Here is a 24,501-nt window from a genome sequence, read left to right on the forward strand (position 1 = left end):
ATACAGGACATGACCACGAAATTTGAACTCAACGGACAGCCCGTTACGGTCGACGCCCCGGCAGACACCCCCCTGCTCTGGGTCATCCGTGACGACCTGAACATGACCGGCACCAAGTTCGGCTGCGGCATCGGCGAATGCGGTGCCTGCACCGTCCATGTCGGAGGACGCGCCACACGCTCCTGCATCACGCCGCTTTCCGCCGTGGAAGGCGCTTCGATCACCACGATCGAAGGGCTCGACCCGGAAGGCAACCACGTCGTGCAGGTCGCCTGGCGGGACCAGCAGGTGCCGCAGTGTGGCTACTGCCAGTCCGGTCAGATCATGCAGGCCGCAAGCCTCCTGAAGGACTATCCGAACCCGACGGACGATCAGATCGACGGCGTGATGGGCGGCAGCCTCTGTCGCTGCATGACCTATATCCGCATTCGCAAGGCCATCAAGGAAGCTGCTTCCAAGCAGCAGGAAGGCGCCAACAATGGCTAAAATCGAACAGATTGCGAAAAAGAGCGACGCCGCGCGCCTCTCCCGCCGCAACTTCCTGATGACGGCCGCTGGCGGTGGACTGATGTTCGGTTTCGCCCGCAAGGCCGGTGCCGCCGTAACACTGCCGTCCCCCATGCCGCCGGAAGCCGCATTCGAGCCGAACATCTGGTGCGCCATCGCCCCTGACGGCGCAATCAACGTCAACATTGTGCGCGCCGAAATGGGCCAGCATGTCGGCACCGCGCTCGCCCGCATCATCGCGGACGAAATGGACGCGAGCTGGGACAAGATCAAGATCACCGAGGTCGACACCGCGCCCAAATGGGCCGGGAAATACGTCACCGGTGGGTCCTGGTCCGTCTGGGACACATGGGACACCTTCCGTCAGGCCGGTGCCGCAGCCCGCAGCGTAATGCTTGAAGAAGGTGCCAAGCTCCTCGGCACGACGCCGGAACGCTGCACCGTCAGCGAAAGCGTTGTTTCTGCTGGCGGCAAGAGCGTTTCCTTCGGCGACATCGTGGCCCGCGCCAAGCCGACCCGGACCTTCACGCCCGAAGACATGGCGAAGCTGCCGCTCAAGCCAGTCGCGGACCGCCGCCTCATCAGCAAGCCGGTTCCGGCGCTCGATATCCCGGACAAAACGACCGGCAAGGCCATTTACGGCATCGACGTTAAACTGGACGGCATGCTGTATGGCCGCCCGAAAATGCCACCGACGCGCTATGCCTCGAAGGTCGTCTCCGTGGACGACAGCGCCGCGAAGAAAATTCCCGGCTACGAGCGCTATGTGGTTCTGGACGATCCGTCCGGAATCGTTCCGGGCTGGGTCGTGGCGCTGGCCAAGACCTATCCCGCCGCAATCCGCGCCGCCGACGCACTGAAAGTGCAGTGGAATCCCGGCCCGACGATCCATGTCTCCGAAGCGGACATCATCGAACATGGCCGCAAGCTGACGCTCAATCCGAAGAACGGCGCCTGCGTCTTCAACGATAAGGGCGTGGACGAAGCGCTTGCGATCCATCCCAATCAGGTCTTCGAACGCAGCTATACCTGCGCATCCGTCGCGCATTACCAGCTTGAGCCGGTCAATGCCGTGGCGCGTCATATCGACGGCATGTGGGAAATCCATACCGGCAACCAGTGGCAGTCCCTTATTCTGCCGCAGCTCGCCAAGTCGCTTCAGGTTCCCGAAGAGCAGGTCGTCATGCGGACCTATATGCTCGGCGGTGGCTTCGGGCGGCGTCTGAACGGCGATTACTGCATCCCGGCCGCTCTGGCCTCCAAGGCCATCGGTGGCGCGCCGGTCAAGCTGATCCTGACGCGCTCCGACGACATGGAGCTGGACTCCATCCGCTCGCCGTCCTTTCAGAACATCAAGGTCGCGCTCGACAACGATCGCAAGAAGATCACGACCATGGACTATGTCGCGGTCGCGGGCTGGCCGACGCAGGTGATGGCTCCGGCCTTCCTCGCCACGGCTGAAGACGGGAAGAAATACGATCCGTTCGCCATCGCAGGTGCGGATCACTGGTACGACACAGGCCCGACGCGCGTCCGCGCCGTCAGCAACGATCTTGCCAACGCCACCTTCCGTCCCGGCTGGCTGCGCTCGGTCAGCGCTGGTTGGACACCTTGGGCGCTGGAATGCTTCCTCGACGAGGTTGCTCATTCCACGAAGCAGGACCCGCTCGAATTCCGTTTGTCCATGTTCACGGCGCAGGGCCGTAACGCCGGTCAGGCTCCGAACTCCGTGGGCGGCGCCAAGCGTCAGGCCGCCGTACTCCAGCGCCTGGCCGACAAGATCGGCTATGGTAAGGAACAGCTTCCCGACGATACGGCCATCGGCATCGCCACCAGCTTCGGTCAGGAACGCGGTATGCCGACCTGGACGGCCGGTGCGGCGCAGGTTCATGTCGATCGCAAGACCGGCGTCGTCACCTGCCAGAAGCTCTGGCTTGTGCTGGATGCCGGAATTATCGTTGATCCGGGCGGGGCACTTGCCCAGACCGAAGGCGCGGCGCTCTGGGGCCTCAGCATGGCGATGTTCGAGGGCACCGAAATCGTCGATGGCACGATCAAGGATCGCAACCTCAACACCTACACCCCGCTGCGCCTCCCCGACGTGCCGGAGATGGACATCGAGTTCGTCCAGAACACCGAAAAGCCCACGGGCCTTGGTGAGCCGGGTGTTACGGTTGTCGCCCCCGCCATTGGCAACGCGATCTTCAACGCCGTCGGCGTCCGCCTTCGGCACCTGCCGATGCGTCCAGCCGATGTGCGCCGCGAACTGCAACAGCACCCACGCTAAGCCGTCAGCCAATCAGGAAAAGGCCGTAGCCCCAGCCGGGACTACGGCCTTTTTCATACAGGACCACAGGCCCGAACCCGTCATCCGGGCAGGAGGGTCTTGCCAAGCCCCCCGAAAGTCGTGACAGACTGCAGTGTTCTGGACCCAACAGGCCCCGAACGATGCGCCGCCGGGAAAAGGACAAACTGTGAGCTGGTTTTACGAAGACCATGGCACCCGCAAGGGACCGGTGTCCGCAGACGGCATGAAAGCCCTCGTGACCGAAGGCATCATCGGGCATTCCACCCTGTGCTGGACCGAGGATTTCGGCGGTGAATGGCACCCTGCCGGAAGCTGCGTCTTCTGGCCTCCTCAACCCGAAGGGGTTCCTCCGGCCCTCCCGGCCAGCCTGATCTCGAACCGCTGGCTGTGGCTCAGTCTGGTTGGGCCGTTTTTCGGCAGCATGGCGGTCAGTATCCTTCAGGGTTTCGGATTCATCCCCGATTTCGCCAGCAATTTCGCGTCCATGATCGTGAGCATCGGCATTTTCTACATGGCTCTCGTCATGGACCGTCGCAGCCTGCTCGCTGCGGGTTTCCGCCCCGGCACGATCCTGTGGATCCTGCTGCCACCGCTTTATTTCTGGCGCCGCATCCAGAGTGTCGGACACGGTATGCTGCTCTTTTTCCTGTCGGTTCTGGTGTTTCTCTGCGAGTTCGTTCCCGCGCTCACCACGGGGTGGCACATCTTCCCGGATGTCGGCCTGTCGGATTACGTCTCCCGCCGGTACTACGAACTGTAAGGTTCAGCAGTACCGGCGGTAAAAAGCCTCGACACTACTGGCCGCCGTGGCGATCCGGTAACGGGACATATCCCACTGACGCGGCGCCGCAGCTTCAAGACGCCGCAACCCGGCCGTCAGGGCCTCCAGACAACCGGACGGCAGCAAACATTCCGGTGCATCTGCCAGAATATCCTTTACCCCACCCGCCGCCGTCGCACAGACCGGCAACCCAGCCTCCATGGCTTCCAGCAGCACCAGCCCGAACGGTTCGTGACGTGAGGGCACGACGAACGCATCAAACGCGGTCAGAAGATCGGGCATGTCCGTGCGATAGCCGGTAAAAAGAATATCCGTCTGGCCCTGCGCCGCTTTTTGCAGCGCACACCGCTCCGGGCCATCCCCGACCAGAACCAGCCGGGTCTCGGGTCTGAGACCGGCCTGTTTCCACGCCTTTATCAGAAGCTGGAAATTCTTTTCCTCCACCATCCGCCCAGCGGCCCCGATCACGACCCCACCCTCGGGAATACGCCATTCAAGCCGCATCCGTTCCCGCAAAGCCGCACGACATGCCGCCGTAGATTGGGGAGGAACCGTCCAGTTGGGGATCAGCGCACAGGCTTCGCGTTGTCGTTCTGGCAGAACATCGCGCTGCCAGGACGCGATGCAGACCAGCCCGTCATGCGTGCCATAGCTGCGACCGCGATAGGAGGTGTGCAACGTCGCAACGACAGGCACCGACCCCGCAAGCCCCGCCCGGCGCAGCCAGCTCGCCCGGGCAGAGGCCCGCCCGAGATGGGTATGAACAATATCGTGCCGCCCACTGCGAAGCTCCGCAGCCAATGCGGGCAGATAACCCGCGCGCCCAGCCCGCACGATTTTCACGTCAGGACACAGAAACCCCTGAATGTCCCCGCCCGTGCGCGCATCGGTCGTCCTGCGTTCCAGAAGCAGCGTGACATCATGGCTCCGCGCCTGAATGGCGGAGAGTTCCGCAAGATGTCGCTCCGTTCCCGCAAATTCCCGGGTCGAGAGACAATGCAGAATTCGCAGTCGGGATGTCACGCGCGTGTTCCTTGATGGGCGTGGCGAGGAAACGGGATGTCAGGAGTTCAACCGGCCCCCGGCCGTGCCCCAGACGCCTTCGATGATCGGGCCGCTACGGCTGGACATGCGCTGCAAGGGCGGCCGCGGCTGACAGGCCACGAGGTAGAGGCCAATGGTAAAGAGAAGCTGGGAAATCGTCGTCAGCTGCGTCACCAGCCAGACGAAATCGGGTGCCCCCAGCCCCCGGAAAAGCTGATACGCCAGAAAGGCCAGCGACAGCAGCCGCATGGCCCGAAGCAGCGGTCGCAGCGGATTGAGCATTCCGGGCCGCACCATCGGCGCGGAACGCCGCATCCCCAGAAAGAACGCCAGACTGACGCACCAGATCAGCGCACTGTCGATCATGTTGCCCAGACTGGCACCGAACAGCAGCATCGGCAGCACAAGAGACAGCCCATCCAGCATCAGCGCCCCGAGCTGACAGCTCAGGCCGAGATGGAGCGGCGTCAGGCGATCGGGAAGGCGGTCCGCCAGAGGCTGGAACAGCCGGTCGAGCAGCCAGTCATCCACTTGGGCAATGCGTTCAGGTAAAGTCATCACACATCCTTTATCCGCCTCTCCGCTCTGCTGCACATAATTTTTTCTTCATCCTACCGTCAGATACAGGGCTTCAGACACGGGTTACACATGGTGGACAGAAACCGGCGCAACAGCTTTACTCTTTTGTGAAGATACGTTTCTCCTCAGGAAGATCTGAACCGATGTCCGCACTCTCCCGTCTCTCCCGCCTCTCCCTGCTGGCAGCCACCATGCTCGCCCCTCCGGTTCTGGCGGGAGCTCACGCCGCACCTGAAGCGACCCAGACGGCGAGTGCAGCTCCAGCGACGGTTACCCGTGCCACGCTCTCAAACGGATTGCGGGTGATCGTGGTGCGCGACACGCTCGCTCCGGTCGTGCAGACCATGCTGAATTACGAGACAGGTTCCGTGAATGCGCCGAAAGGCTTTCCCGGCACGGCCCATGCGCTTGAGCACATGATGTTCAACGGCTCGAAGGCCCTCTCGCGCGACCAGCTCTCCACCATCAGCGCGCAACTCGGCAATAACGACAACGCGGACACGACCTCGGACGTCACACAATATTACTTCAAGGCCCCCGCCAGCGATCTCGACGTTTTGCTGAAAATCGAGGCCGGACGGATGCGCGGCCTGAACATTACCGAAGCCGAATGGGCGCATGAAAAAGGCGCGATCGAACAGGAAGTCTCGCGCGATCTCTCCAGCCCGATCTACCGCTATCTCTCGCAGATCCGCGCCGCCCTTTACGCTGGCACACCCTACGAACACGATGCCCTCGGCACGCGCCCGTCCTTTGACGCCACCACCGCCCCGCTGCTGAAAAAATTCTATGACACATGGTACACGCCCAACAACGCCGTGCTGGTCATCACCGGCGACGTGGACCCGCAGGAAACGCTGAAAAAGGTCGAGGCTGCTTTCGGCAGCATTCCGGCCAACACCCTTCCCGAACGCGGCACCGTCTCCCCTACTCCGGCCAAGGCCCAGAGCATTTCCCTCGACACCGACCTGCCGATTGGTCTCGTGACGATGGCATGGCGGATGCCGGGACAGCGCGACCCCGATTATGCGGCGACAACCCTGCTCGCAGACGCCATCAGCAGCCAGCGCGCGGCCCTGTTCGCCCTCGTGCCTGAAGGCAAGGCACTCGATACGGGCTTCATGTATGATCCCGATGCACAGGCCGGGCTGGGCGTCGTATATGCCGGCTTCCCCAAGGGGGCCAATCCCGACGCACTGCGGACAGCCGTTGCGGCCATCATGGAAAATTTCCGCACCCACGGCATCCCGGCCGAACTGATCGAAGCCGCCCGCCGCAAGGAAATCGCAGCGCTTGAGTTCAACGCCAACAGCATTTCCGGCCTCGCCGAAAGCTGGTCGCAGGCCGTTGCCATCCAGCATCTGAACGATCCGCAAGACATGCTCGCCGCTTTCCGCAGCGTCACGAAGGAACAGGTCGACGCGCTGGCGAAAAAACTGCTCGACCCGGCTCATGCCATCAGCGCGACCCTGACGCCAAGCGCTTCGGGCAAACCTGTGGGCCAGAAGGGCTTTGGCGGTGCGGAATCCTTCAATACCCCTCCTGCGGGCAAAGTCACCCTCCCGGACTGGGCGCAGCAGGCTCTTGCCCGTCTAACGATCCCTGCCGCAGCCCCACTTCCCACGACATACACGCTACCAAACGGGCTGCATCTTCTCGTCCAGCCCGAACATGTCAGCCATACGGTCGAGTTGATCGGCAGCATTCGCCAGAACGCGGACCTCGAACAGCCTGCCGGTCAGGAAGGCGTGGCCGACGTCACACAGCAGATGTTCCTCTACGGCAGCAAGACGCATGACCGTCTGGCCCTCGCCCGTGCGCTCGATGACCTTTCGGCAGACGAAGAAGCCGGTCCGTCCTTCTCGCTGAGCACGCTGACGCCAAACTTCGAGAAGGGCCTCGTCCTGCTGGCCGATCATGAACTGAACCCGGCCTTCCCGGAAAAAGCGTTCCGCGTCACCCAGCTACAGGCCGCGCAGGCACAGGCTGGTGAGCTTCAGTCGCCCGGCTACCGCTTTGGCCGCGCCACCCGCAAGGCGCTCGTCCCCCCGCAGGACCCGACCCTGCGTGAAACCAAGCCTGCCACGATCAGCAAGCTCACACTGGCCGACGTTCAGGCCTATTACGCCCACACTTACCGCCCCGACCTGACCACCATCGTGATCGTCGGCGACATTACCCCCGAGGCCGCAAAAGCAGACGTCGAAAAGGCGTTCGGCCTCTGGAAAGCCGTGGGCCCCAAGCCCAACGTCGATCTGCCCGCAATTCCCCTCAGCCGCGCCTCTCAGGCCGTGGTAGCAGACCCGGGCCGCTCGCAGGACGAGGTCAAGCTCGTCGAGACCATCGGCATGAAAGTAACCGACCCAGACCGTCACGCGCTTGCCGTCGGCAACACGATCCTCGGAGACGGGTTCTCCTCGCGGCTGATGCAGGATCTGCGCGTCAAGACGGGCTATGTTTACGGTGCAGGAAGCGGTTTCAATTATTCCCGAACCCGCAGCGGCTTCGGTATTACCTTCGGCGCTGATCCGGACAAGGTCAGCAAGGCCCGGGCGCTTGCCGTCAAGGATGTCGAGAACATGCGGACCACTCCCGTCTCGCAGGAAAGCCTCGACCTCGCCAAGGCCACCCTTCTGCGCAGTCAGCCCATGTCACGTGCCAGCTTCAGCGCCCTGGCCGGAAGCTATCTGTCCCTGATCGCGCTGAACCTGCCGCTCGACAGTCAGGCCAAGGCCGCGCAGGCCATCTATGACATGACCCCGCAGCAGGTGCAGGCTGCTTTCCGCAAATGGGTCCGTCCGACCGATCTCGCCCAGATCGTCATGGGGCCGCAGCCGAACTGAACCGGCTTTCACACACACAAAAGGCCGCGGAACTGCTTCCGCGGCCTTTTTTATGAGGGTCGTCCTGAACGAGGGTCAGTCGATCAGGCCCTCGTCTTTCAGAACACGCAGCGCATACTGAATGCGATGCCGGTACAGATGCTCGGCCTGCGTCCGCGCCTGCGCCTTGCGTGCCATTTTCACCCGCAGGTCATTGTTGTCGAGATAGGTCGCGACAAGCCGCTCAAAATCGACACGGTTTGAGAAGACCGGGATTTCATCCGCCGAATAATAGCGACGGATTTCATGGGTATCCTCGTGGAATACCTGAAACGCCCCGGCCAGCGCAGCCTCGAACGTCCGTGGTCCCGGCGTGGAAGGCGCAATGACGAAACGCTTGTTCTCGAAGCTCAGGGAGCGGCCCAGATTCAGGACCAGCTTGGAACGACGGTACAGTTCCACAAGCTGCGACTTCTCAATCCGGGCATCGGAAAACCCGATCCCCAGTTCGCCCCAGCCCGGCCCAACGATCTTGATGTTCAGATCCCGCAGCGCTGGCAGAAGATTGCGAACGATATCCTTGCGGTTGGTAAACGCGACACCACAGAACAGAACATCAATTGTCTTTTCCGCGTGATCTTCGATTTCGCCGTAATGCAGCTTGGGGCAGGCTGCCAGCGGCAGATGGAACACCCTCTCGCGCTGGTAAAAATTATGGCCCCAGCGATCACAGGAGAAAATTACATCGAAATCGTCGGCAATGCGATAATTCGCATCCTGCTCGTAGGGGTCTTCCGTCGCCCAGAAGACCGTCACGGCGCCAATCTTCTTCGCCTCACGGCAGACCTCACCGAAGTACGTGCTTTCGGGAAGATAGGAGCCAATGGCAAAGACGATCGTCGGCTTCAGAACCCGGATGGAGCTGGCCGCAGCCGAAATATGAACGGCCGTGACGTTCTCTTCACCGAAACATTCCGCCCAGCCATCCATGATGGACTCACGGATCTGGGTGTTGGCCTGGCTTTCATACCGCCCCCCACTACAGACAAGCACGCGGCCGGTCATCCCGGCTGTTGCGCTGTCCAGCACACTGGCGTTTTCGATATCCACGACCGCGTCATTCACTGCGTCCATAACCTTCCCGCTCTCCCCAAACTTTTAAAACCGGTCGTATCCGGTCCGTCATGCCATGCAGCTCTGAACAATCTCTGACAATGTCTGTCGGAAATCGACCGGAGAACAGTCCCGCTCAACCGCCGCGAGGGCGCCGTTGCGGAGAGTCTCCCACAGTTCTTCGTCTCGATAAAGCTGCTCTACAGCCGCCGCGAAAGCCTGCGGATCGTTCGCCGGGGCCGCCAGAATTTCGACACCCTCAACCCAGCCGACCTGCTCCTGAAGCAGTGTCGTCACGACCTGCGGCAGACCATACGACGCCGCTTCGTGGACCTTGAAGGGAATTCCACCCGCAAAGCGCGTCGGCGCAACAAAAACCCTGTGCCGGTCGAACAGCTCTCTCGTGTCCCCGACAGGCCCCACGATCTCGACCCGCCTGTTCGTCGAAAAGACCGTCATGTCCACATCCGGCCCGACAAACCCCGCGATCGTAAAATGGACCTCCGGCGGCAGAACATTGTCCAGCAAGGGCAGAACACTGTCCACGAACCAGACAAGACTGTCATGGTTAGGGGCGCCCTCATCATGGATCGCACCGAAGAAAAGAATATTGTGGCGGCTCTCGAAGGGGGCAGGCGTCGGCTGGGGGTTCAGCTCATGCCCGAGTACCGAGACATTCACACAGCCTGCACGACGCGCCAGTTCAGCATCATGATCCGTGACCGTGATGACCTTCTGGCAGAATCGGGCACAGTCCAGTTCCTGCTGGAGCATCTCGTCAAAACTGATTTGCGGCGCCGGAAGCTCCAGAACCCGTATCCGTTCCAACGTCCGGGGCGTTGCGATCACTTCCGTATCGAGAATCGGTCCTGCAGCAGGCAGGTAGCGGCTCGACTCATTGAGCAGCGGCAGGAGGCGTTCCAGATTATGCGTACGGCCAATCCAGACCAGATCGTAATATCCGACCCGCTCCTGAATGAAGTCGGCAAAGCTGGAGAAATTCCGGTCAACGATCAGTTCTACCGTTTCAGGAAAATCTCCGAACAGATCAATGGATGTCTGATCCCGCGCCAGAACAGGAAAAACCGTAACCTGATAGCCCAGAGCCGTCATACCGCGGATGATGTCATTGGAGCGAACATAGCCCGATCCCAGACGACGCAGGGGCAAACGGTCCTCAATAAAAAGGATTTTCTTGCGCTGGCTAATGCGATGTTCGCGGCCAAGCACGGCATTGCGGATATGGGCTGGCTGCTGATGCCGCAGAAAATCCTGTTGCAGACGCGCGAAGGTTTTGAGGTTACCCCGGATCAGAGCGTGAGAGCCAGCCGCACCGGAACTTCCGAATTCCAGATGTTCGATGACCACGCTCGGATCATAGACGATCCGCATCCCGGCCTTGAGAATACGCACACACAGGTCGGCATCCTCGAAATAGGCTGGCATGTAACGCGGATCATATCCCCCAAGACGACGCAGCAGCGCCGTCCGCACCATCAGGAAAGCGGCTGAGCAGTAATCAACATCCCGGACGAAATTGGCACTCGTCAGGTTCGGATCGTCTTCACGCAGATAGCCGTAAGTCGCACCGTCCCGCCAGATGATGGACCCTGCTTCCTGAAGGAGCATGTTCGTGCGGATCAACTTGGCGCCGACAGCCCCAATATCCGTTTCCGCATGCAGACGCTTCAGAGCATGGAGAATGGCGTCAGGATACAGACGAACATCGTTGTTCAGATACAGGGTAAGCGGCGCTTCCGCTTTTTCCAGCGCAAGATTGCAGCCCTGAAGATATCCGATGTTATGCCGATACCGGAGGATCGTGGCACCACGCACCATCCGGCCAATATGGCGCGTCTGATCATGAGACCCGGAGTCCACAAGAATAAGCTGGATGCCCCCGCCATAATTGGCACGCAACGACGCCAGTGCCTGCGCCGTCAGGGCAACCCGGTCATATACCACCATCAGCACGCTGACTTCGGGCACACCATGAACCGTGAAATCCAGCGGATGCCGCACCAGCGATGGCAGAATAGCCTCGGCTTCCCGCTCGAACAGAATGCGGGATTGCTCCTCCGGAATTTTGGGGACGGCCGCAAGCGCCGCCATCCGCCCTTCGCCAAGCCCCGTCCGCCCTGCCACAAGATGAGCAAAGGCGCTGTCATACAGGCGATTACGCACATCATTGCGGACTTGCGCCTGCGACATATGAGCTGCAAGATCTACATCGGTCTGCGGAGTACGACCTTCCTGCGCACCATAACGGACGAAATGATCGTAACCGTTGCGAAAAAATCCATGCTCCAGGGAAGGAACAATGTCGGGGTGGGCCGTCCCGTACACCTGTTCTGAAAAAAATTCCTGGGGATCGAAAAGTCGTGGCGTTTCGTTCGTCAGGTAATGATGCAGGGCGCTCGAATAATGCCCGGCAGCGATATCCTGACGGACTTCGGGATATCGCGTCAGGTACCAGACTGGATCAAAATACCAGGAAACGCGGCCAGAATCGGCAACATGAGCAGGCAGACCAAGCCAGGACCCGAACAAGCCGATACGACTGTCGAAATGATCTGGAAATGTCAGCGCGAGATCTCGGCAAAGCTCATCGTCGAAAAAATGATGGCCCCGATAATAATGGCTTTCACCAATTTCAAGGAAATGGTCGTAACCGTTGCGAAATCCGTTTTCAGTCATGAAACGTTGCGTCAGTTCCGGATAACGACGGCGATAACCGGGCTCATCAAATAACCAGTGCGGCGAATGGGTTTTGTAACCCGTCGCGATATAATGCTCAAAACCCGAAGCCCATTCTTCCCGAATCAGGCCCTGACGCACATCCTTGTACGCATCGCGATACCATATCTCGTCAAAATACCGATTGGGAGAATGCCCGTAACGCTGACCGGTCTGCTGATAGAATACATACGGATCTTCCTGCCCTTCCTCCCGCATCCAGTCCCGAACCTCAGGATAGCGCAACAGATACCATTGCGTATCAAAGCGGGACCATCTGGGATCCCGCAGATCTGATAACGGAACTGAAATACTCTCGGCCATGGCGACAAGCCTCCCGCTCGCAGATCAGGAAACGATTTTTTCTGCGAGAAGACGTTCAGCCCGTTCGACATCATGCGAATGTACTTCGACATGTTCGACCGCCAAGACTGCCCCGTTGTCAAAAGTGACGGCAATATTCGTCATTCTTGATCCGTAAACATCCCCAACGACATTCACAAGAATGAAGCGATAGACACCGTCAAGCGGGAGCGCATAGCCTTCGCGCGGCATGAACGCCCCTCTGAACCCAACGAAAAGAGGCGCGTCACGGTGAATCTTGCCGACATCGGCACGAGCCACACGTTCCGTCGCAAAGAATGTGATCTCTTCCCGGCTTTCCGAAACCAATCCGCCATAGACCTGCCCTGCACGGGACAAATTACGGAAAAACACCCAGCCCTGAACCATAAGAGGGCTTGCCGGGTCAGAATCAATCGGGAGATCGCCAATCAGCCCACTGAACTGGTCAACAAAGTAATCCAGAACGCCGCCTGTGTACGGATGCATCTGGTGTTTGCCGACACCGGACAGCTTTACTCCCCGCATCAGACCATCACTATGAGAGACGCGACGGAAATCAGACAGGATAAGATCGTTGGACGGTGCGCTGCGGACGATGCTCTGAATCTGGCCCCCTTCAACCTCAATCTGGATCGGGGTTAACTGGAACGCTCCCTGACCATTGATCACATTGATCAGGCCAACCCGGAAACGCCCCTCACACCATTTCCCACGCAGGGCCACCTTCCCGGAAAAACCGGAACGGCGAGGTGCATCGACGAAGAGCTCCGCAATATCGCTTCTGATTTCGCGCTGACATTCCAGAAAGATCATTGGGCTGTCGGGATCTTCACCCACGAGAACCGTGAACATCTGCCCGGCAGAGCTCACGCCAGGAAGGATCATCCACCCCCGGATATGAAACTCAGGTGCGCCCTGAAAAGACTGCTCATCCAGATTGGAGAAGACATGATGGCAGATGTCGTCAATGTAGCATTCAGCACCCTGCACCGAAAACCAGTCCAAAATCATGACCGGCAATTCTACAGACAGATCACGAACAGTCGGTGGATCGAAAATGTGACGCGGCGGAGCCTGATGCCGCCAGGTGGCGTGAGGCAGCAAATGAACCTGCCCGACATCCAGACGCAGTTCCGATACGCCCATTTCGCGTCGAGGAGCCGTGTCATGATAAAGCGCCAGCAGTTCGTCGGCGTAGTCACGCGCATGCGTCCAAAGCGCAGGAGTAATATTCTGCATGATCTGGCGACGCAGAGGCTCGGAAGAGCGCAGTAACTCCAGACGTTCAAGAACCATGCTTGGGCGACTGATGGGAACTTTGAAGCCGTTGACGCCATCTTCAACACGATCGTGCAGAGCGCCAACATCCGTCACAATGGGGATAAGGCCGTTCTGCCAGGCTTCGGACAGGGAAATGCAATATGTTTCGGGCCAGATGGAAAGGTTCAAAGCAACATCCGCAACCTTCAGCGCCTCGATGTCCCCCATTTCATAACGGCCGTAAACCTTAACATTTGCACGAGGCACCGACGTCAGAACAGCTTCATATTCCGGGCTCAGATATCCGAAAATATGGAAAACGAAGTGGTCCGGATGAGCAATCTCAATCAGACTTAAAATCGTATCTGCACCCTTGGTCCGCAGGAAATTTCCTACGATGGCCACCCCAAGCGGGCGCTCCCCAAGAGGCTGATACGCTTTTCTCAGAACCGGAACCGTATTGTCAGGGCTGGGAATACCCATCACCAGACTACGCTTGCTATCGAGAACCGGATAAATCTCGTGCGTCAGATCCCGTGAATGAACCGTCCCGAACAGGATGGCATCGACTGAGTGCAACATCTTTGCCACGAAAGCACGACGGGTCTGTTCTCCACCATGATCCACATTCTCCGACGCCTTGAGCACGATATCGGCAGCAAGAACTGAACGGACCTCATCTTCCACATACCGCAATTCATGATTGAGCAGATTGTAGCGTGCGGACAGCAGCCAGAAATCATGGGCAGAGAAAATCACGCCCGTCCCGTTTGCCTTGGCAATGATTGGCAACGAGAGGGCATGGTGGCCCAGATGCTGGAAATGGACGAGATCAATATTGTACTGGCTGAGTACGCTGGAAAACGCCATTTCTTCCGGCGCATCACAAAGCGCGTCCTGCCAGCCTACTTCTGGAACATCAAAACGCTCCAGTTCATGACCATTGGCCGTCGTCAGGCGGCAAAAATTTCCACGACGCAGCCAATAGAAATACTCTACATCACGCGCCAGAAGCGTACAAAGCCCCTGCTGATAAACCTCAACACCACCCCAAGCCTGCTCGTGAATAGTGGAATGTGTGCACATCAGCACACGAAGGCGCCTGCGCCGCGGCATAGGAGCAATCGCATGGGTGCGGCGTCCAAAGTCAGCACCGGTAATGCTCCGGATCTTCTCAAGACGATGTTCGTACAGATGCTGCGACAGAACTGACTGCTGGGCAGCCATTGCAGCATCACGACGCGCCTCTGCCTGCTGAAGCAATATAGCAATCGCATCCACAACCTGATTGGCGTCTCTGGCCAGCGAGATGCCGTTCACCGTTTCAAAATGCGCCGCGTCCATGCTCTCCGGGGCTTCCACGACCTGTGCCGCACCGGCGAGGGCGAGCTCAAAGAAACGCGGACCAGGCGCCGTAGCCTGACTGACTTCGCCGTGACTTGCATAGTCACGGAACATGGTCAGGGTAACAGCGCTGACATTCGCAAAATCAATGAAAGCTTCATGACTGATGGGGCGCTGGATGGCAAGGGACGCCAGATCGCTCGGCAAAGGCGGCAGAAACTCGTTGGTGGGACAGACCAGCTTGAGCCGGGCATCGGGGAACGCTGCAATAACCTTGCGCAATGTGTGGACACGATTGGGCCACATCGTTCCTGCGAAGAAAATATCGTATTCCAGTTCGTCAGCGGAAAGAACGCTGCGTTCATGGATCGACGGACTGGCAGCCAGAGGAAGGTAATGACCCTTGCCATGATAGTGGTCTGCGCAGGACGGATCATTCGTGAAGACGAAGTCAAAAAGCTCGGCATTCTCGACATTGAAGTCCCGCATAAAAGGGTCTTCGAACGTCCAGAGGATCATGGTCTTGAAAGCCGGACGAACCCGGCGGATGAGCGGAAGATTGATACGTTGGGCATCAAGGCAGATCAGAACATCATGCTCACCAGAAGCAGCGATCCCTGCCAAACTCATATTGTCAGCAACGACAACCTGATCTTTGCCGAAGAGCACCTCTGCCGCCCGCTGTACGGCCAATGTCAAATAGGAATTGGGATTGTGGGTGTAATTCGTGTTGTAAATGACCGCCATCAATCTCCTGGGCGCTAACGCCCACCCCCATATTCAATATTGGCCAGTCGCCCGGATTTTAGCAGGGCATGCTCTCCGTTTACGACATTTTTGTCTCGACGCACCTTCTTGTGTAGCGGATGGCACGGCCAAGAAAAAGCCCACCAGAAAAGAATGAATTTTTAATAAAAAAAGGGCCGCCGAAGCGACCCTTTCTTATCCGACCGAAAGAGGAAACCCTCTCCGGTTCGCCAGAGCAGAGGCTCAGGCGTCCGTGTTACGACGACGGATGGCAGCACCCAGGATATCACCCAGGGACGCGCCGGAGTCAGAAGACCCGTACTCGTTGATGGCAGCCTTGTCTTCCTCGACCTCACGACCACGGATCGTCAGGGCCAGCTTGCGCGACGCACGGTCAACGGAGACGACCTTGGCGTCAACCTTCTCACCGACTGCGAAACGCTCCGGACGCTGCTCGGCCTTGTCACGGGCCAGTTCAGCGCGACGGATGAAGCCCTGCAGGACGTCATCGACCTTCACTTCGATCCCGTTGCTCTGAACAGCGGTCACGACGCAGGTCACGACAGCACCCTTCTGAACGCGGGACAGGGTGTCAGCTGCCGGATCTTCCTGAAGCTGCTTGATGCCCAGGGAGATACGCTCTTTCTCTGGGTCCACATCGAGAACCTTGGCCTTGACGATCTGGCCCTTCTCGTAGTGCGCCATAGCGGCTTCGCCGGCTTCGTCCCAGGAAAGATCGGACATGTGAACCATGCCGTCGATGTCTGCGGAAAGACCAACGAACAGACCGAATTCGGTGATGTTGCGGATCTCGCCTTCGATGATCGAACCGACCTTGTGCTCTTCCTCGAACTGCTCCCACGGGTTGCGCTGAACCTGCTTGAGACCGAGGGAGATGCGGCGCTTGGAGCTGTCCACATCCAGAACCATGACGTCGACTTCCTGCGAAGTGGCGACGATCTTGCCCGGATGGACGTTCTTCTTCGTCCAGGACATTTCGGAAACGTGCACCAGACCTTCGACGCCCGGCTCCAGCTCCACGAATGCACCGTAATCGGTGATGTTCGTGACGCGGCCCGTGAAGCGTGCTCCAGCCGGATACTTGATGGCGACGTTTTCCCACGGATCAGCTTCAAGCTGCTTCATGCCCAGGGAGATACGCTGCGTATCGGAGTTGAAGCGGATGACCTGCACGCGAACCGGCTGACCGATCTGCAGAGCTTCGGACGGGTGGTTGATACGCTTCCAGGCGATGTCCGTGACATGCAGGAGGCCATCAACGCCGCCGAGGTCAACGAACGCACCGTAATCGGTGATGTTCTTGACGACGCCGTCGAGAATCATGCCTTCCTTCAGGCCCTGGATCAGCTCGGAGCGCTGTTCCGCACGGGTCTCTTCGAGAACGGCACGACGCGAGACAACGATGTTGCCACGGGCGCGGTCCATCTTCAGGATCTGGAACGGCTGCGGCTGGCCCATCAGGGGTCCGACGTCACGAACCGGGCGGATGTCGACCTGGCTGCCCGGAAGGAACGCCATGGCGCCACCGAGGTCAACCGTGAAGCCGCCCTTGACGCGACCGTAGATCGTGCCGTTGACGCGCTGGTTGTTGCCGAATGCACGCTCCAGAGCGGTCCATGCCTCTTCGCGACGAGCCTTCTCGCGCGACAGGACGATGGAGCCGTCACGGTCTTCGTAACGCTCGACATAAAGTTCGACAACGTCGCCCGGCTTTACGTCCGGAGCTACGCCGGTCGGACCGAATTCCTTAAGGGAAACGCGGCCTTCGCTCTTGAGGCCGACATCAACGATGGCGAATTCGTCGGTCAGGCGGACAACGCGACCGGTGACGACGGAGCCGTCAAAGCCCGTGTCGCGGCCCAGGGTCTCGTCGAGGAGAGCTGCGAAATCTTCTTGAGCGCGCTCTGTCGTGTGGGTCTGAGTGGCTGAAGCCATGTAGATACGATATTCCCGGACGCCCGTTCCATTAGCGGAACGGATGTCCACGTCTGCGCCAGATCCAGCAACGGACCGGACGTCTCCCCGCCGCCGATGAACGGTCAGATCGGGTTAATTGGCTGTTGGACCTGCCCGCCAGACGCGGGACAGACCATCCCCCTCCCCTTCGGGGTGAGCGATACGGTGCACCAACACCCTGCGAGGGCGCGGTGTCAATAAAAAAAGCCGTTTTCCGGCTACCGTCGCGTCAGTTCAGCGGCGCGTGTGATGCAGGGCCACGATTTCGCCAGCCTTATCAAGAACCTCGGCAGCAGAAAGCCCGTCCGTCTCGATCAGGACAGCATCCGCAGCCTGAACCAGCGGCGCCGTCTCCCGCGATGAATCGCGCGCGTCCCGCGCCACAATCTCGGACACGGCCGCGTCGAGTGCGGAGCCTTCCAACGGAGTCTCGCCCGCAACCTGCCGGTGCCGACGCAGTGCGCGGGTGCGCGGAGACGCGGTGATGAAGAATTTCACGTCCGCATCCGGGAAAACGACAGTTCCGATATCGCGTCCGTCCACGACCGCTCCGGTTTCGGACGCGAAAACGCGCTGGCGGTCCAGCAAGGCAGCGCGAACGGCAGGCTGTGCCGCCACGAGAGACGCCCCACGATCGATCTCAGGAACACGCAGATCACTCCGGGCCAGATCCTGCTGTTGCAGAGCCTGCGCTTCAACCGATGCGTCCCCCGCCGGGTCCAGCCCGGCATTCACCATCCGGCGTGCGACGGCACGATACAACAGACCGGTGTCCAGATATGGCAGGCCCAGTTTTGCGGCCAGAGCCTTGGCGAGCGTGCCTTTGCCCGCAGCCGCAGGACCGTCAACAGCGATGACCAGCGGACGAGCCGTCACGCCGTCAGCCCTGCGCCAAGAGCGTTCATCAGGTCCACGAAACCCGGGAAGCTGGTTTCGATGAACGCCGTATCGTCCACGTTCACAGGCTTCTGTGCGGCAAGGCCAAGCACAACGGCGCTCATGGCCAAGCGATGATCCATATGGGTCTGGACCGTACCACCGCCGAGAAGGCCGTGATGGCCCTTCACAATGAGATCGTCGCCGATCACTTCGGTCTCGGCACCGTTCACGTTCAGCAGGGCGACGGTGGAAGCCAGACGGTCGCTTTCCTTTACGCGCAACTCTTCCAGCCCCCGCAAACGGGATGCCCCTTCCGCGAAAGCGCAGGCCACGGCAAGAACCGGGTATTCGTCGATCATGGATGGCGCACGCTCGGGCGGAACGTCCACACCTTTAAGCTGGCTGTGACGGATATGCAGATCGCCAACCGGCTCTCCACCCTCCACACGCTCGTTCTCGATGGAGAGGGACGCCCCCATCTCGATCAGCGTCGTGAACAGCCCTGTCCGCAGCGGGTTGAGACCCACGCCTTCGATCCAGATATCCGAACCCGGCACCAGCAGAGCCGCGACAATCGGGAAAGCTGCCGAAGACGGATCTCCCGGAACAGTCACATCCCGTGCAGTCATAACGACCGGCCCCGTCAGGGCGATTCGACGCCCCCCCGCCTCAAGACGAGAAACATCCACCTCAACCCCGAAATGCCGAAGCATGTTTTCCGTATGATCGCGCGTCGCGACGGGCTCTTCCACAACTGTGGTGCCATGCGCGTTCAGACCCGCCAGCAGAATGGCGGACTTGACCTGCGCAGATGCAACCGGAAGGCGGTATTCGATCGGTTTCGCCTCTCCTGTCCCGCGAACGGCCATCGGCAGGCGACCGCCTTCACGTGTCAGAAACTCCGCGCCATTGGCCGCCAGAGGCGCAGTTACGCGGCGCATGGGACGAGACCGCAGCGAGGCATCGCCGGTCATGACACTGTTGAACGCATGGGACGACAGAATCCCGGACAACAGGCGGGCCGCCGTGCCGGAATTGCCCATGTCCAGAACATCTGCCGGTTCCGTCAGGGCCCCCACGCCCCGGCCATCAATGATCCAGTCCGCGCCCTCACGCGTGATGGCCGCACCGAGCGCGCGCATGGCGTCAGCCGTCCGCAGCACATCCTCACCTTCGAGCAGGCCGGTGACACGGGTGCGGCCGGTGGCGAGGGCGGCGAGCATCAGCGAACGATGGCTGATGGATTTGTCACCCGGAACACGGGTGCGGCCGGAAAGTCCCTTAAGGGACGCGGAGACGGTCAGGGGGCGCGAGACTTGCATGAAGATGTTCTTGCTGGGGTGCCCCATACCTGTCAATCGCATCTTGAAGGTGCAGTCATGCGCCTGAAAACTGTCAGGAATCATGCGATGGGATTTGACAGGACGCGCACAAGCTGGCATGGCCGCGTTCCTTATTCGAGGCATCAGCAGGTTCCCGCACAATGGCAAAACCCGAACTCGGTCTGAAACGGACATGCGTTGAATGCAACGCCCGCTTCTATGACCTGAACCGCGTCCCCGCGGTGTGCCCGAAATGCGGCACGACCCAGCCGGACGATTCCCGTCTCAAGCGTAGCGAAATTCCGCTGCCGGAAGAGAAAGATCCGAAACCCCAGGCCAATGAGCATGAGGACGACGTGGATCTGGAAGTCGCCGATGACGAAGATGAGGACGATGTGATCGCCCCGGACGACGATCTGGACGATGACGACGACGATCTCAGCAACGACATCGAAGTTCCGAATGACAAGGACGACCGCGACGACAACTAAAGTTGTTGCAAAGCTCCTCTGTGCTGCTCTTCTGGCGGCACTGATGAACGGCTGCTCTGATCCGGAAGGCGTCTTCGCCCCGGATAGCGCAGCCGTTCGCGCATTCAGGGCCCGGCTCGACAGCCATCCCAGCGCAACAGCGGTGCTTCAGGCCCGCTGCCCGTCGCCGATCCGCGTGCTGCGCCTGAGCGTGGACCGGCCCGTGACGGAAGACATCCTGACACTGCTACAGGTTACGGAAACCCATCAGGTCAACACGCGACATGTCCGGCTGCTCTGTGGTGAGACCGTACTCTCGGATGCCTGGAACTGGTATGTGCCGGAACGGCTTTCCCCAGCCATGAACACACTGCTGGAACAGACCGACACACCGTTCGGACGCGTTGTGCAGCAGACAGCATTCCGGCGCGAGAGACTTGAAACACGTTTCCCGGGGGAAGCCTCAGGCATCATTCTGGAAAACCGGGCACTTCTTCGTCGGGGTACCGATGACGCACCGATTTCCCTCGTGGTGGAAGATTATCTTCCCGCAGCCCTCGGCCCCTGAACGTCAGGACGCCGGGAACCAGTTCAGATGCTGTCCGCCATCAAGCGCCAGCATCTGCCCGGTCACAGAAGGAAGCGCAAACAGCGCAAGTGCGGCCTGAGCGATTTCTTCCGGGGACGAGCCATGTTGCAGCGGCGTTCGGGCGCACATACTGTCAAAATGTTCCTGCGTCTGCCGCACAACAGGAAGGACTGGGCCGGGCCCGATGGCGTTCACCCGGACCCGGGGTGCGAGCGCCAGCGCCATGGTCTGCGTCAGGGTCCATAATCCCGTACGGGAAAGAGTATAGCTGACGAAATGCGGCGTCAGGTTCCACACACGCTGATCCAACATGTTCAGGATCAGGCCCTCGGCGCCTTCTGGAAGCGCCTGCGCCATAGCCTGAGACAGCACGAACGGCGCACGAAGATTGGTTTCGAGGTGCAGATCCCAGCTTTCGCGGGTAACACTGCCCATCTCGTCCCGGATAAAAGCGGAGGCGTTGTTGATGAGGACTCCAACAGGACCAAGAGCCGACTGCGCGCTAGGCAACAGCCCCTCAACCTCGTCTTCACGATGTAGATCCGCCTTTAGAACGCAGCCTTTACCACCAATCCGCTCCAGCAATTCTTCGGCCTCATGGGAACTGTCGCGACAATGGATAGCGACCGCAAACCCCTGCCCGGCTAGCATTTCCACCAACGCGGCACCAATACGCCGGGCACTGCCCGTCACAAGAGCGACACGGGGAACACGCGCAGAAATCTGAAACGGTATCATACTCAGAGAGACCGCCGGGCCGTAAGCGCCGCAGCAAGGGTGCCATCATCCAGCACATCCAGCGCACCGCCCATGGGCACACCATGCCCCACACGCGTGACACTCACGCCTGTGGGGAGCAGACGCTCCTGAAGCCAATGGGCGGTGGTCGCCCCCTCAACAGTGGCGCTCAGGGCAAGAATGACTTCCCTCACCCCACCCTCTTCAATCCGCTCGAACAACGGACGGACATTCAGATCGTCCGGCCCCAGCCCGGCCAATGCGGACAGGGTCCCGCCCAGAACCTGATAGACCCCGCGATGCACACCCGCACGCTCCAGCGCCCAGAGATCGCCCACGGTCTCGACCACACAGATCAGCCCCTGATCGCGTGCCGTATCCGTGCAGATATGGCACGGATCAACCGTATCAAGATTGCCGCACAAAACGCAGGTCTTCACGCTCGTAGCCGCACGCTCCATCAGATGGGCGAGCGGCAGCATCCGGCTTTCCGGCTGCCGCAGAAGCGCCAGCGCGGCCCGACGGGCCGAGCGTGGCCCCAGCCCCGGCAGACGCGCGAGCATGGTAATCAGTTGATCGATATCACCGTGGCCCATCATGGGCGTAATATCCCTGTCCGGATCAGAACGGCAGCTTCAGACCTGCCGGAAGATCGAGACCACCCGTCACATCGCGCATGGCTTCGGAGCTTGCAGCTTCGGCCTTGGTCTTGGCGTCCGTATAGGCGGCAACGATCAGGTCCTGAAGCGTTTCGATATCCGTCGGATCAGCAAGCTGTGGATCAATTTTCAGATCGCGCATTTCGCCCTTTCCCGTCAGCGTGATCTTCACCAGCCCGGCGCCCGCGGAACCCTCGACCACAAGAGACGCCAGGTTGCTCTGGGCGGCTTCCATCTTGGCCTGCATCTGGCTGGCCTGCTTCATCAGTCCGGCAAGGTTCTTCATCGGTATGTCCTTCAGTTCAGGTTCAGGTCGTCTTCATCAAGGAAATCGGCATCCAGAGGCGCGAATTCCAGATCAGGCGGCTCATCATCGGTCAACGGCACGGTGATTTCGGGCGGCAGACCGTATTCATCAAGAGAGTGATCCTGAACTTCCCCGATTTTCGCACCGGGAAAAGCTTTCAGGATGGCCTGTACCAGCGGATGTTCCTCCACCGAGGCCTGATTGATCGCCACGACCTCGGCACCCTGCTCGTCCAGCGTCGGATCGCCCGGAGCGCTTGAGGCGCTGATCCGCCACTGACCGGGATAGACACGGTCGAGCAGTTTCTGGAGCTGGCGTTCAAGACGGGCTTGCGGCTCTTCAGCGCGGATCTGCACATCAGGCGGGGAAAAACGCACGAGATGGACGGCATTGCGGAGCATACCGTGCAGAACGGGCTCCCGCTCCCGCGCCACCATCGCCACCATCTCGCGCCATGTCCGGGGCGCTGGCGGAAGTTCAGGTTCGGGTTCAGGGTCCGGGACCGCTTCGGCATAGCCGATGCCGGGCTCGAGAATCGTTCCACCATTCGCGACCAGTCGGACATGCGCCCGAGGTGCGGGGCCGCCTGAGCCTTCGCTGACATTGGTCGAAGCGATACCGCTCACCGCACCCGATTGCGGAGCCGAAGGCGCCCCACCCGTTTGCAGGTGAGGCGATACCGGAAGGGACAGATCCTGGCCCCCTTCCGTCAACTGACGAATCAGCCGGTCCGGTGTGGGCAGCAGGCTGGCATGACACAGACGGATCAGCACCATCTCCGCCGCCTGACGACGATCCGGAGCCGTCTCGATTTCCTGCACACCCTTCAGGAGGATCTGCCATGCGCGACCCAGAACAGCATTGGACAGACGATCGGCCAGAGCACCGCCGCGTGTGCGTTCGGCTTCCGGCAGATCCCGGCCTTCCCGCAGAGACGGAATGGCCTTGAGACGCGAAATCAGATGCAACAGATCCAGCAGATCCGCCAGCAGCACGCCCAGATCAGCGCCGCGGGCATAGGCCTGATCGGTCAGGTCCAGCGCATCGGCAGGCTTGCCCGCCATGAGCGCGTCCAGCAGATCGAACACCAGACCACGATCCGCCAGACCCAGCATATCGGCCACGGCGTCCGCATCGCTGGCCCCCTGCGCGATGGCCTGATCTAGCAGCGAAAGCCCGTCACGCACGGAGCCGTCCGCCGCGCGGGCGATCAGGGCCAGCGCGTCTTCCGAAAGGGTCGCCCCTTCCTTCAACGCGATGTTGTGGAAATGCCCGGCCAGAAGAGACTGCGGAACACGGCGCAGATCGAAACGCTGACAGCGGGACAGGACCGTGACCGGAACCTTGCGCAGTTCGGTCGTGGCGAAAATGAACGTGACCTGCGGCGGCGGCTCTTCAAGCGTCTTGAGCAGCGCATTGAAGGCATTGCGCGACAGCATGTGGACTTCATCGATGATGAAGACCTTCATGCGGGCCTGCATCGGACGAAAGCGCGTGGCTTCGATGATTTCGCGCACATCATCCACGCCCGTGCGGGACGCAGCATCCATTTCCAGCACGTCAGGATGACGGTCCGCCAGAATGGCTGTGCAGTTGGCGCAGACACCGCAGGGATCGGCGGTCGGGCCACCATTGCCGTCCGGACCGATGCAGTTCAGGGCACGCGCGATGATGCGGGCAGTCGTCGTCTTGCCGACACCCCGCACGCCGGTCAGCATGAAGGCATGAGCCACACGCTTGAGCTCGAACGCGCGGCGCAGGATGCGGACGAGCGAATCCTGCCCGATCAGATCATCGAAAGTCTGCGGCCGGTACTTGCGGGCCAAAACGCGATAAGGCGTGGCCTCGGCAGGTGGTGGCGCAGGGATGTCCTGCGCTGGTGCGTCTCCAAAAAAACCGCCACCAGTATCGGGCGGCAGAGGGAGATCGTCGTTTTCGTCAGTCATGGAAATGTCGAACCCTCAACACGGAGGA

18 protein-coding genes are annotated in these 24,501 nt (G+C 60.2%); 6 read left to right on the top strand and 12 right to left on the bottom strand.

Features of this window, described 5'->3' with window-relative positions:
• The first annotated feature begins 9 nt into the window (after positions 1-9).
• The 3 genes from HKD21_RS00210 to HKD21_RS00220 all read left to right on the top strand — a co-directional run bounded on the left by HKD21_RS00210 (position 10) and on the right by HKD21_RS00220 (position 3,575).
• Entirely contained in the window at positions 10-486 is a 477-nt protein-coding gene (locus HKD21_RS00210) for a (2Fe-2S)-binding protein (RefSeq protein ID WP_062031771.1), read from the top strand.
• Positions 479-2,794 carry a xanthine dehydrogenase family protein molybdopterin-binding subunit gene (locus HKD21_RS00215; RefSeq protein WP_194253690.1) on the top strand — a complete coding sequence of 772 codons (2,316 nt, stop codon included), beginning with the start codon at positions 479-481 and terminating at the stop codon, positions 2,792-2,794. Before HKD21_RS00210 ends, HKD21_RS00215 begins: the two co-directional genes overlap by 8 nt.
• A 187-nt stretch (positions 2,795-2,981) precedes the next feature.
• The gene (locus HKD21_RS00220; protein WP_194253691.1) at positions 2,982-3,575 is read left to right on the top strand and encodes a DUF4339 domain-containing protein; all 594 of its coding nucleotides are present in this window, start codon (positions 2,982-2,984) and stop codon (positions 3,573-3,575) included.
• A 3-nt stretch (positions 3,576-3,578) separates the two neighbouring features.
• On the opposite strand, the gene HKD21_RS00225 is transcribed toward HKD21_RS00220, so the two are convergent.
• Both HKD21_RS00225 and HKD21_RS00230 read right to left on the bottom strand, forming a co-directional pair.
• A complete protein-coding gene (locus tag HKD21_RS00225; RefSeq protein ID WP_194253692.1) occupies positions 3,579-4,619 on the bottom strand; it encodes a glycosyltransferase in 1,041 nt (346 codons plus the stop codon).
• Between the two features lie 39 nt (positions 4,620-4,658).
• The gene (locus HKD21_RS00230; protein ID WP_194253693.1) at positions 4,659-5,198 is read right to left on the bottom strand and encodes a hypothetical protein; all 540 of its coding nucleotides are present in this window, start codon (positions 5,196-5,198) and stop codon (positions 4,659-4,661) included.
• Between the two features lie 164 nt (positions 5,199-5,362).
• Here HKD21_RS00230 and HKD21_RS00235 point away from each other — a divergent pair, with 164 nt between their 5' ends.
• Positions 5,363-8,062: a M16 family metallopeptidase gene (locus HKD21_RS00235; RefSeq protein ID WP_194253694.1), complete on the top strand. Its 2,700-nt coding sequence runs from the start codon at positions 5,363-5,365 to the stop codon at positions 8,060-8,062.
• Positions 8,063-8,137: 75 nt separating this feature from the next.
• On the opposite strand, the gene HKD21_RS00240 is transcribed toward HKD21_RS00235, so the two are convergent.
• The 6 genes from HKD21_RS00240 to aroA form a co-directional block, all read right to left on the bottom strand.
• On the bottom strand, positions 8,138-9,106 hold the full coding sequence (locus tag HKD21_RS00240; RefSeq protein ID WP_194254050.1) for a CgeB family protein: 969 nt from the start codon (positions 9,104-9,106) through the stop codon (positions 8,138-8,140).
• Between the two features lie 117 nt (positions 9,107-9,223).
• Positions 9,224-12,214, bottom strand: coding sequence for a glycosyltransferase (locus HKD21_RS00245; protein ID WP_194253695.1), 2,991 nt, complete (start codon positions 12,212-12,214; stop codon positions 9,224-9,226).
• 24 nt (positions 12,215-12,238) lie between these two features.
• Positions 12,239-15,586: a glycosyltransferase family protein gene (locus HKD21_RS00250; RefSeq protein ID WP_194253696.1), complete on the bottom strand. Its 3,348-nt coding sequence runs from the start codon at positions 15,584-15,586 to the stop codon at positions 12,239-12,241.
• A 243-nt stretch (positions 15,587-15,829) separates the two neighbouring features.
• Positions 15,830-17,542, bottom strand: a complete 1,713-nt coding sequence (gene rpsA / locus HKD21_RS00255; protein ID WP_194254051.1) for a 30S ribosomal protein S1 — start codon at positions 17,540-17,542, stop codon at positions 15,830-15,832.
• 255 nt (positions 17,543-17,797) lie between these two features.
• Complete coding sequence (cmk, locus tag HKD21_RS00260; protein WP_194253697.1) at positions 17,798-18,439, bottom strand: (d)CMP kinase; 642 nt, start codon at positions 18,437-18,439, stop codon at positions 17,798-17,800.
• Positions 18,436-19,764, bottom strand: a complete 1,329-nt coding sequence (aroA, locus tag HKD21_RS00265; RefSeq protein WP_194254052.1) for a 3-phosphoshikimate 1-carboxyvinyltransferase — start codon at positions 19,762-19,764, stop codon at positions 18,436-18,438. Before aroA ends, cmk begins: the two co-directional genes overlap by 4 nt.
• Positions 19,765-19,925: 161 nt before the next feature.
• Here aroA and HKD21_RS00270 point away from each other — a divergent pair, with 161 nt between their 5' ends.
• On the top strand, positions 19,926-20,255 hold the full coding sequence (locus HKD21_RS00270; RefSeq protein WP_194253698.1) for a TIGR02300 family protein: 330 nt from the start codon (positions 19,926-19,928) through the stop codon (positions 20,253-20,255).
• Positions 20,227-20,802 (top strand): chorismate--pyruvate lyase family protein, encoded by a 576-nt coding sequence (locus HKD21_RS00275; protein WP_228120637.1) that lies wholly within the window; start codon positions 20,227-20,229, stop codon positions 20,800-20,802. The genes HKD21_RS00270 and HKD21_RS00275 overlap by 29 nt, the downstream gene beginning before the upstream one ends.
• 3 nt (positions 20,803-20,805) lie before the next feature.
• On the opposite strand, the gene HKD21_RS00280 is transcribed toward HKD21_RS00275, so the two are convergent.
• Genes HKD21_RS00280 through HKD21_RS00295 form a run of 4 tightly spaced genes read right to left on the bottom strand, consistent with a single transcriptional unit; the run spans position 20,806 to position 24,473 of the window.
• The gene (locus HKD21_RS00280) at positions 20,806-21,561 is read right to left on the bottom strand and encodes an SDR family oxidoreductase (RefSeq protein ID WP_194253699.1); all 756 of its coding nucleotides are present in this window, start codon (positions 21,559-21,561) and stop codon (positions 20,806-20,808) included.
• A gap of 2 nt (positions 21,562-21,563) precedes the next feature.
• On the bottom strand, positions 21,564-22,160 hold the full coding sequence (recR, locus tag HKD21_RS00285) for a recombination mediator RecR (protein ID WP_194253700.1): 597 nt from the start codon (positions 22,158-22,160) through the stop codon (positions 21,564-21,566).
• A gap of 22 nt (positions 22,161-22,182) precedes the next feature.
• Positions 22,183-22,506 carry a YbaB/EbfC family nucleoid-associated protein gene (locus HKD21_RS00290; protein ID WP_194253701.1) on the bottom strand — a complete coding sequence of 108 codons (324 nt, stop codon included), beginning with the start codon at positions 22,504-22,506 and terminating at the stop codon, positions 22,183-22,185.
• An 11-nt stretch (positions 22,507-22,517) separates the two neighbouring features.
• Positions 22,518-24,473, bottom strand: a complete 1,956-nt coding sequence (locus HKD21_RS00295; protein WP_194253702.1) for a DNA polymerase III subunit gamma/tau — start codon at positions 24,471-24,473, stop codon at positions 22,518-22,520.
• Between the last annotated feature and the right edge of the window lie 28 nt (positions 24,474-24,501).

It is taken from the genome of Gluconobacter cerevisiae (genome assembly GCF_015244675.1).
Classification (GTDB): Bacteria; Pseudomonadota; Alphaproteobacteria; order Acetobacterales; family Acetobacteraceae; genus Gluconobacter; species Gluconobacter cerevisiae.

Excerpts from the sequence above, each read along its gene's own strand:
- HKD21_RS00210 (WP_062031771.1), top strand. The coding sequence starts at position 10 with ATGACCACGAAATTTGAACTCAACGGACAGCCCGTTACGGTCGACGCC.
- HKD21_RS00215 (WP_194253690.1), top strand. The coding sequence starts at position 479 with ATGGCTAAAATCGAACAGATTGCGAAAAAGAGCGACGCCGCGCGCCTC.
- HKD21_RS00230 (WP_194253693.1), bottom strand. The coding sequence starts at position 5,198 with ATGACTTTACCTGAACGCATTGCCCAAGTGGATGACTGGCTGCTCGAC.
- HKD21_RS00235 (WP_194253694.1), top strand. The coding sequence starts at position 5,363 with ATGTCCGCACTCTCCCGTCTCTCCCGCCTCTCCCTGCTGGCAGCCACC.
- HKD21_RS00240 (WP_194254050.1), bottom strand. The coding sequence starts at position 9,106 with ATGACCGGCCGCGTGCTTGTCTGTAGTGGGGGGCGGTATGAAAGCCAG.
- HKD21_RS00245 (WP_194253695.1), bottom strand. The coding sequence starts at position 12,214 with ATGGCCGAGAGTATTTCAGTTCCGTTATCAGATCTGCGGGATCCCAGA.
- HKD21_RS00250 (WP_194253696.1), bottom strand. The coding sequence starts at position 15,586 with ATGGCGGTCATTTACAACACGAATTACACCCACAATCCCAATTCCTAT.
- rpsA (WP_194254051.1), bottom strand. The coding sequence starts at position 17,542 with ATGGCTTCAGCCACTCAGACCCACACGACAGAGCGCGCTCAAGAAGAT.
- aroA (WP_194254052.1), bottom strand. The coding sequence starts at position 19,764 with ATGCAAGTCTCGCGCCCCCTGACCGTCTCCGCGTCCCTTAAGGGACTT.
- HKD21_RS00270 (WP_194253698.1), top strand. The coding sequence starts at position 19,926 with ATGGCAAAACCCGAACTCGGTCTGAAACGGACATGCGTTGAATGCAAC.
- HKD21_RS00275 (WP_228120637.1), top strand. The coding sequence starts at position 20,227 with ATGACAAGGACGACCGCGACGACAACTAAAGTTGTTGCAAAGCTCCTC.
- HKD21_RS00280 (WP_194253699.1), bottom strand. The coding sequence starts at position 21,561 with ATGATACCGTTTCAGATTTCTGCGCGTGTTCCCCGTGTCGCTCTTGTG.
- recR (WP_194253700.1), bottom strand. The coding sequence starts at position 22,160 with ATGATGGGCCACGGTGATATCGATCAACTGATTACCATGCTCGCGCGT.
- HKD21_RS00290 (WP_194253701.1), bottom strand. The coding sequence starts at position 22,506 with ATGAAGAACCTTGCCGGACTGATGAAGCAGGCCAGCCAGATGCAGGCC.
- HKD21_RS00295 (WP_194253702.1), bottom strand. The coding sequence starts at position 24,473 with ATGACTGACGAAAACGACGATCTCCCTCTGCCGCCCGATACTGGTGGC.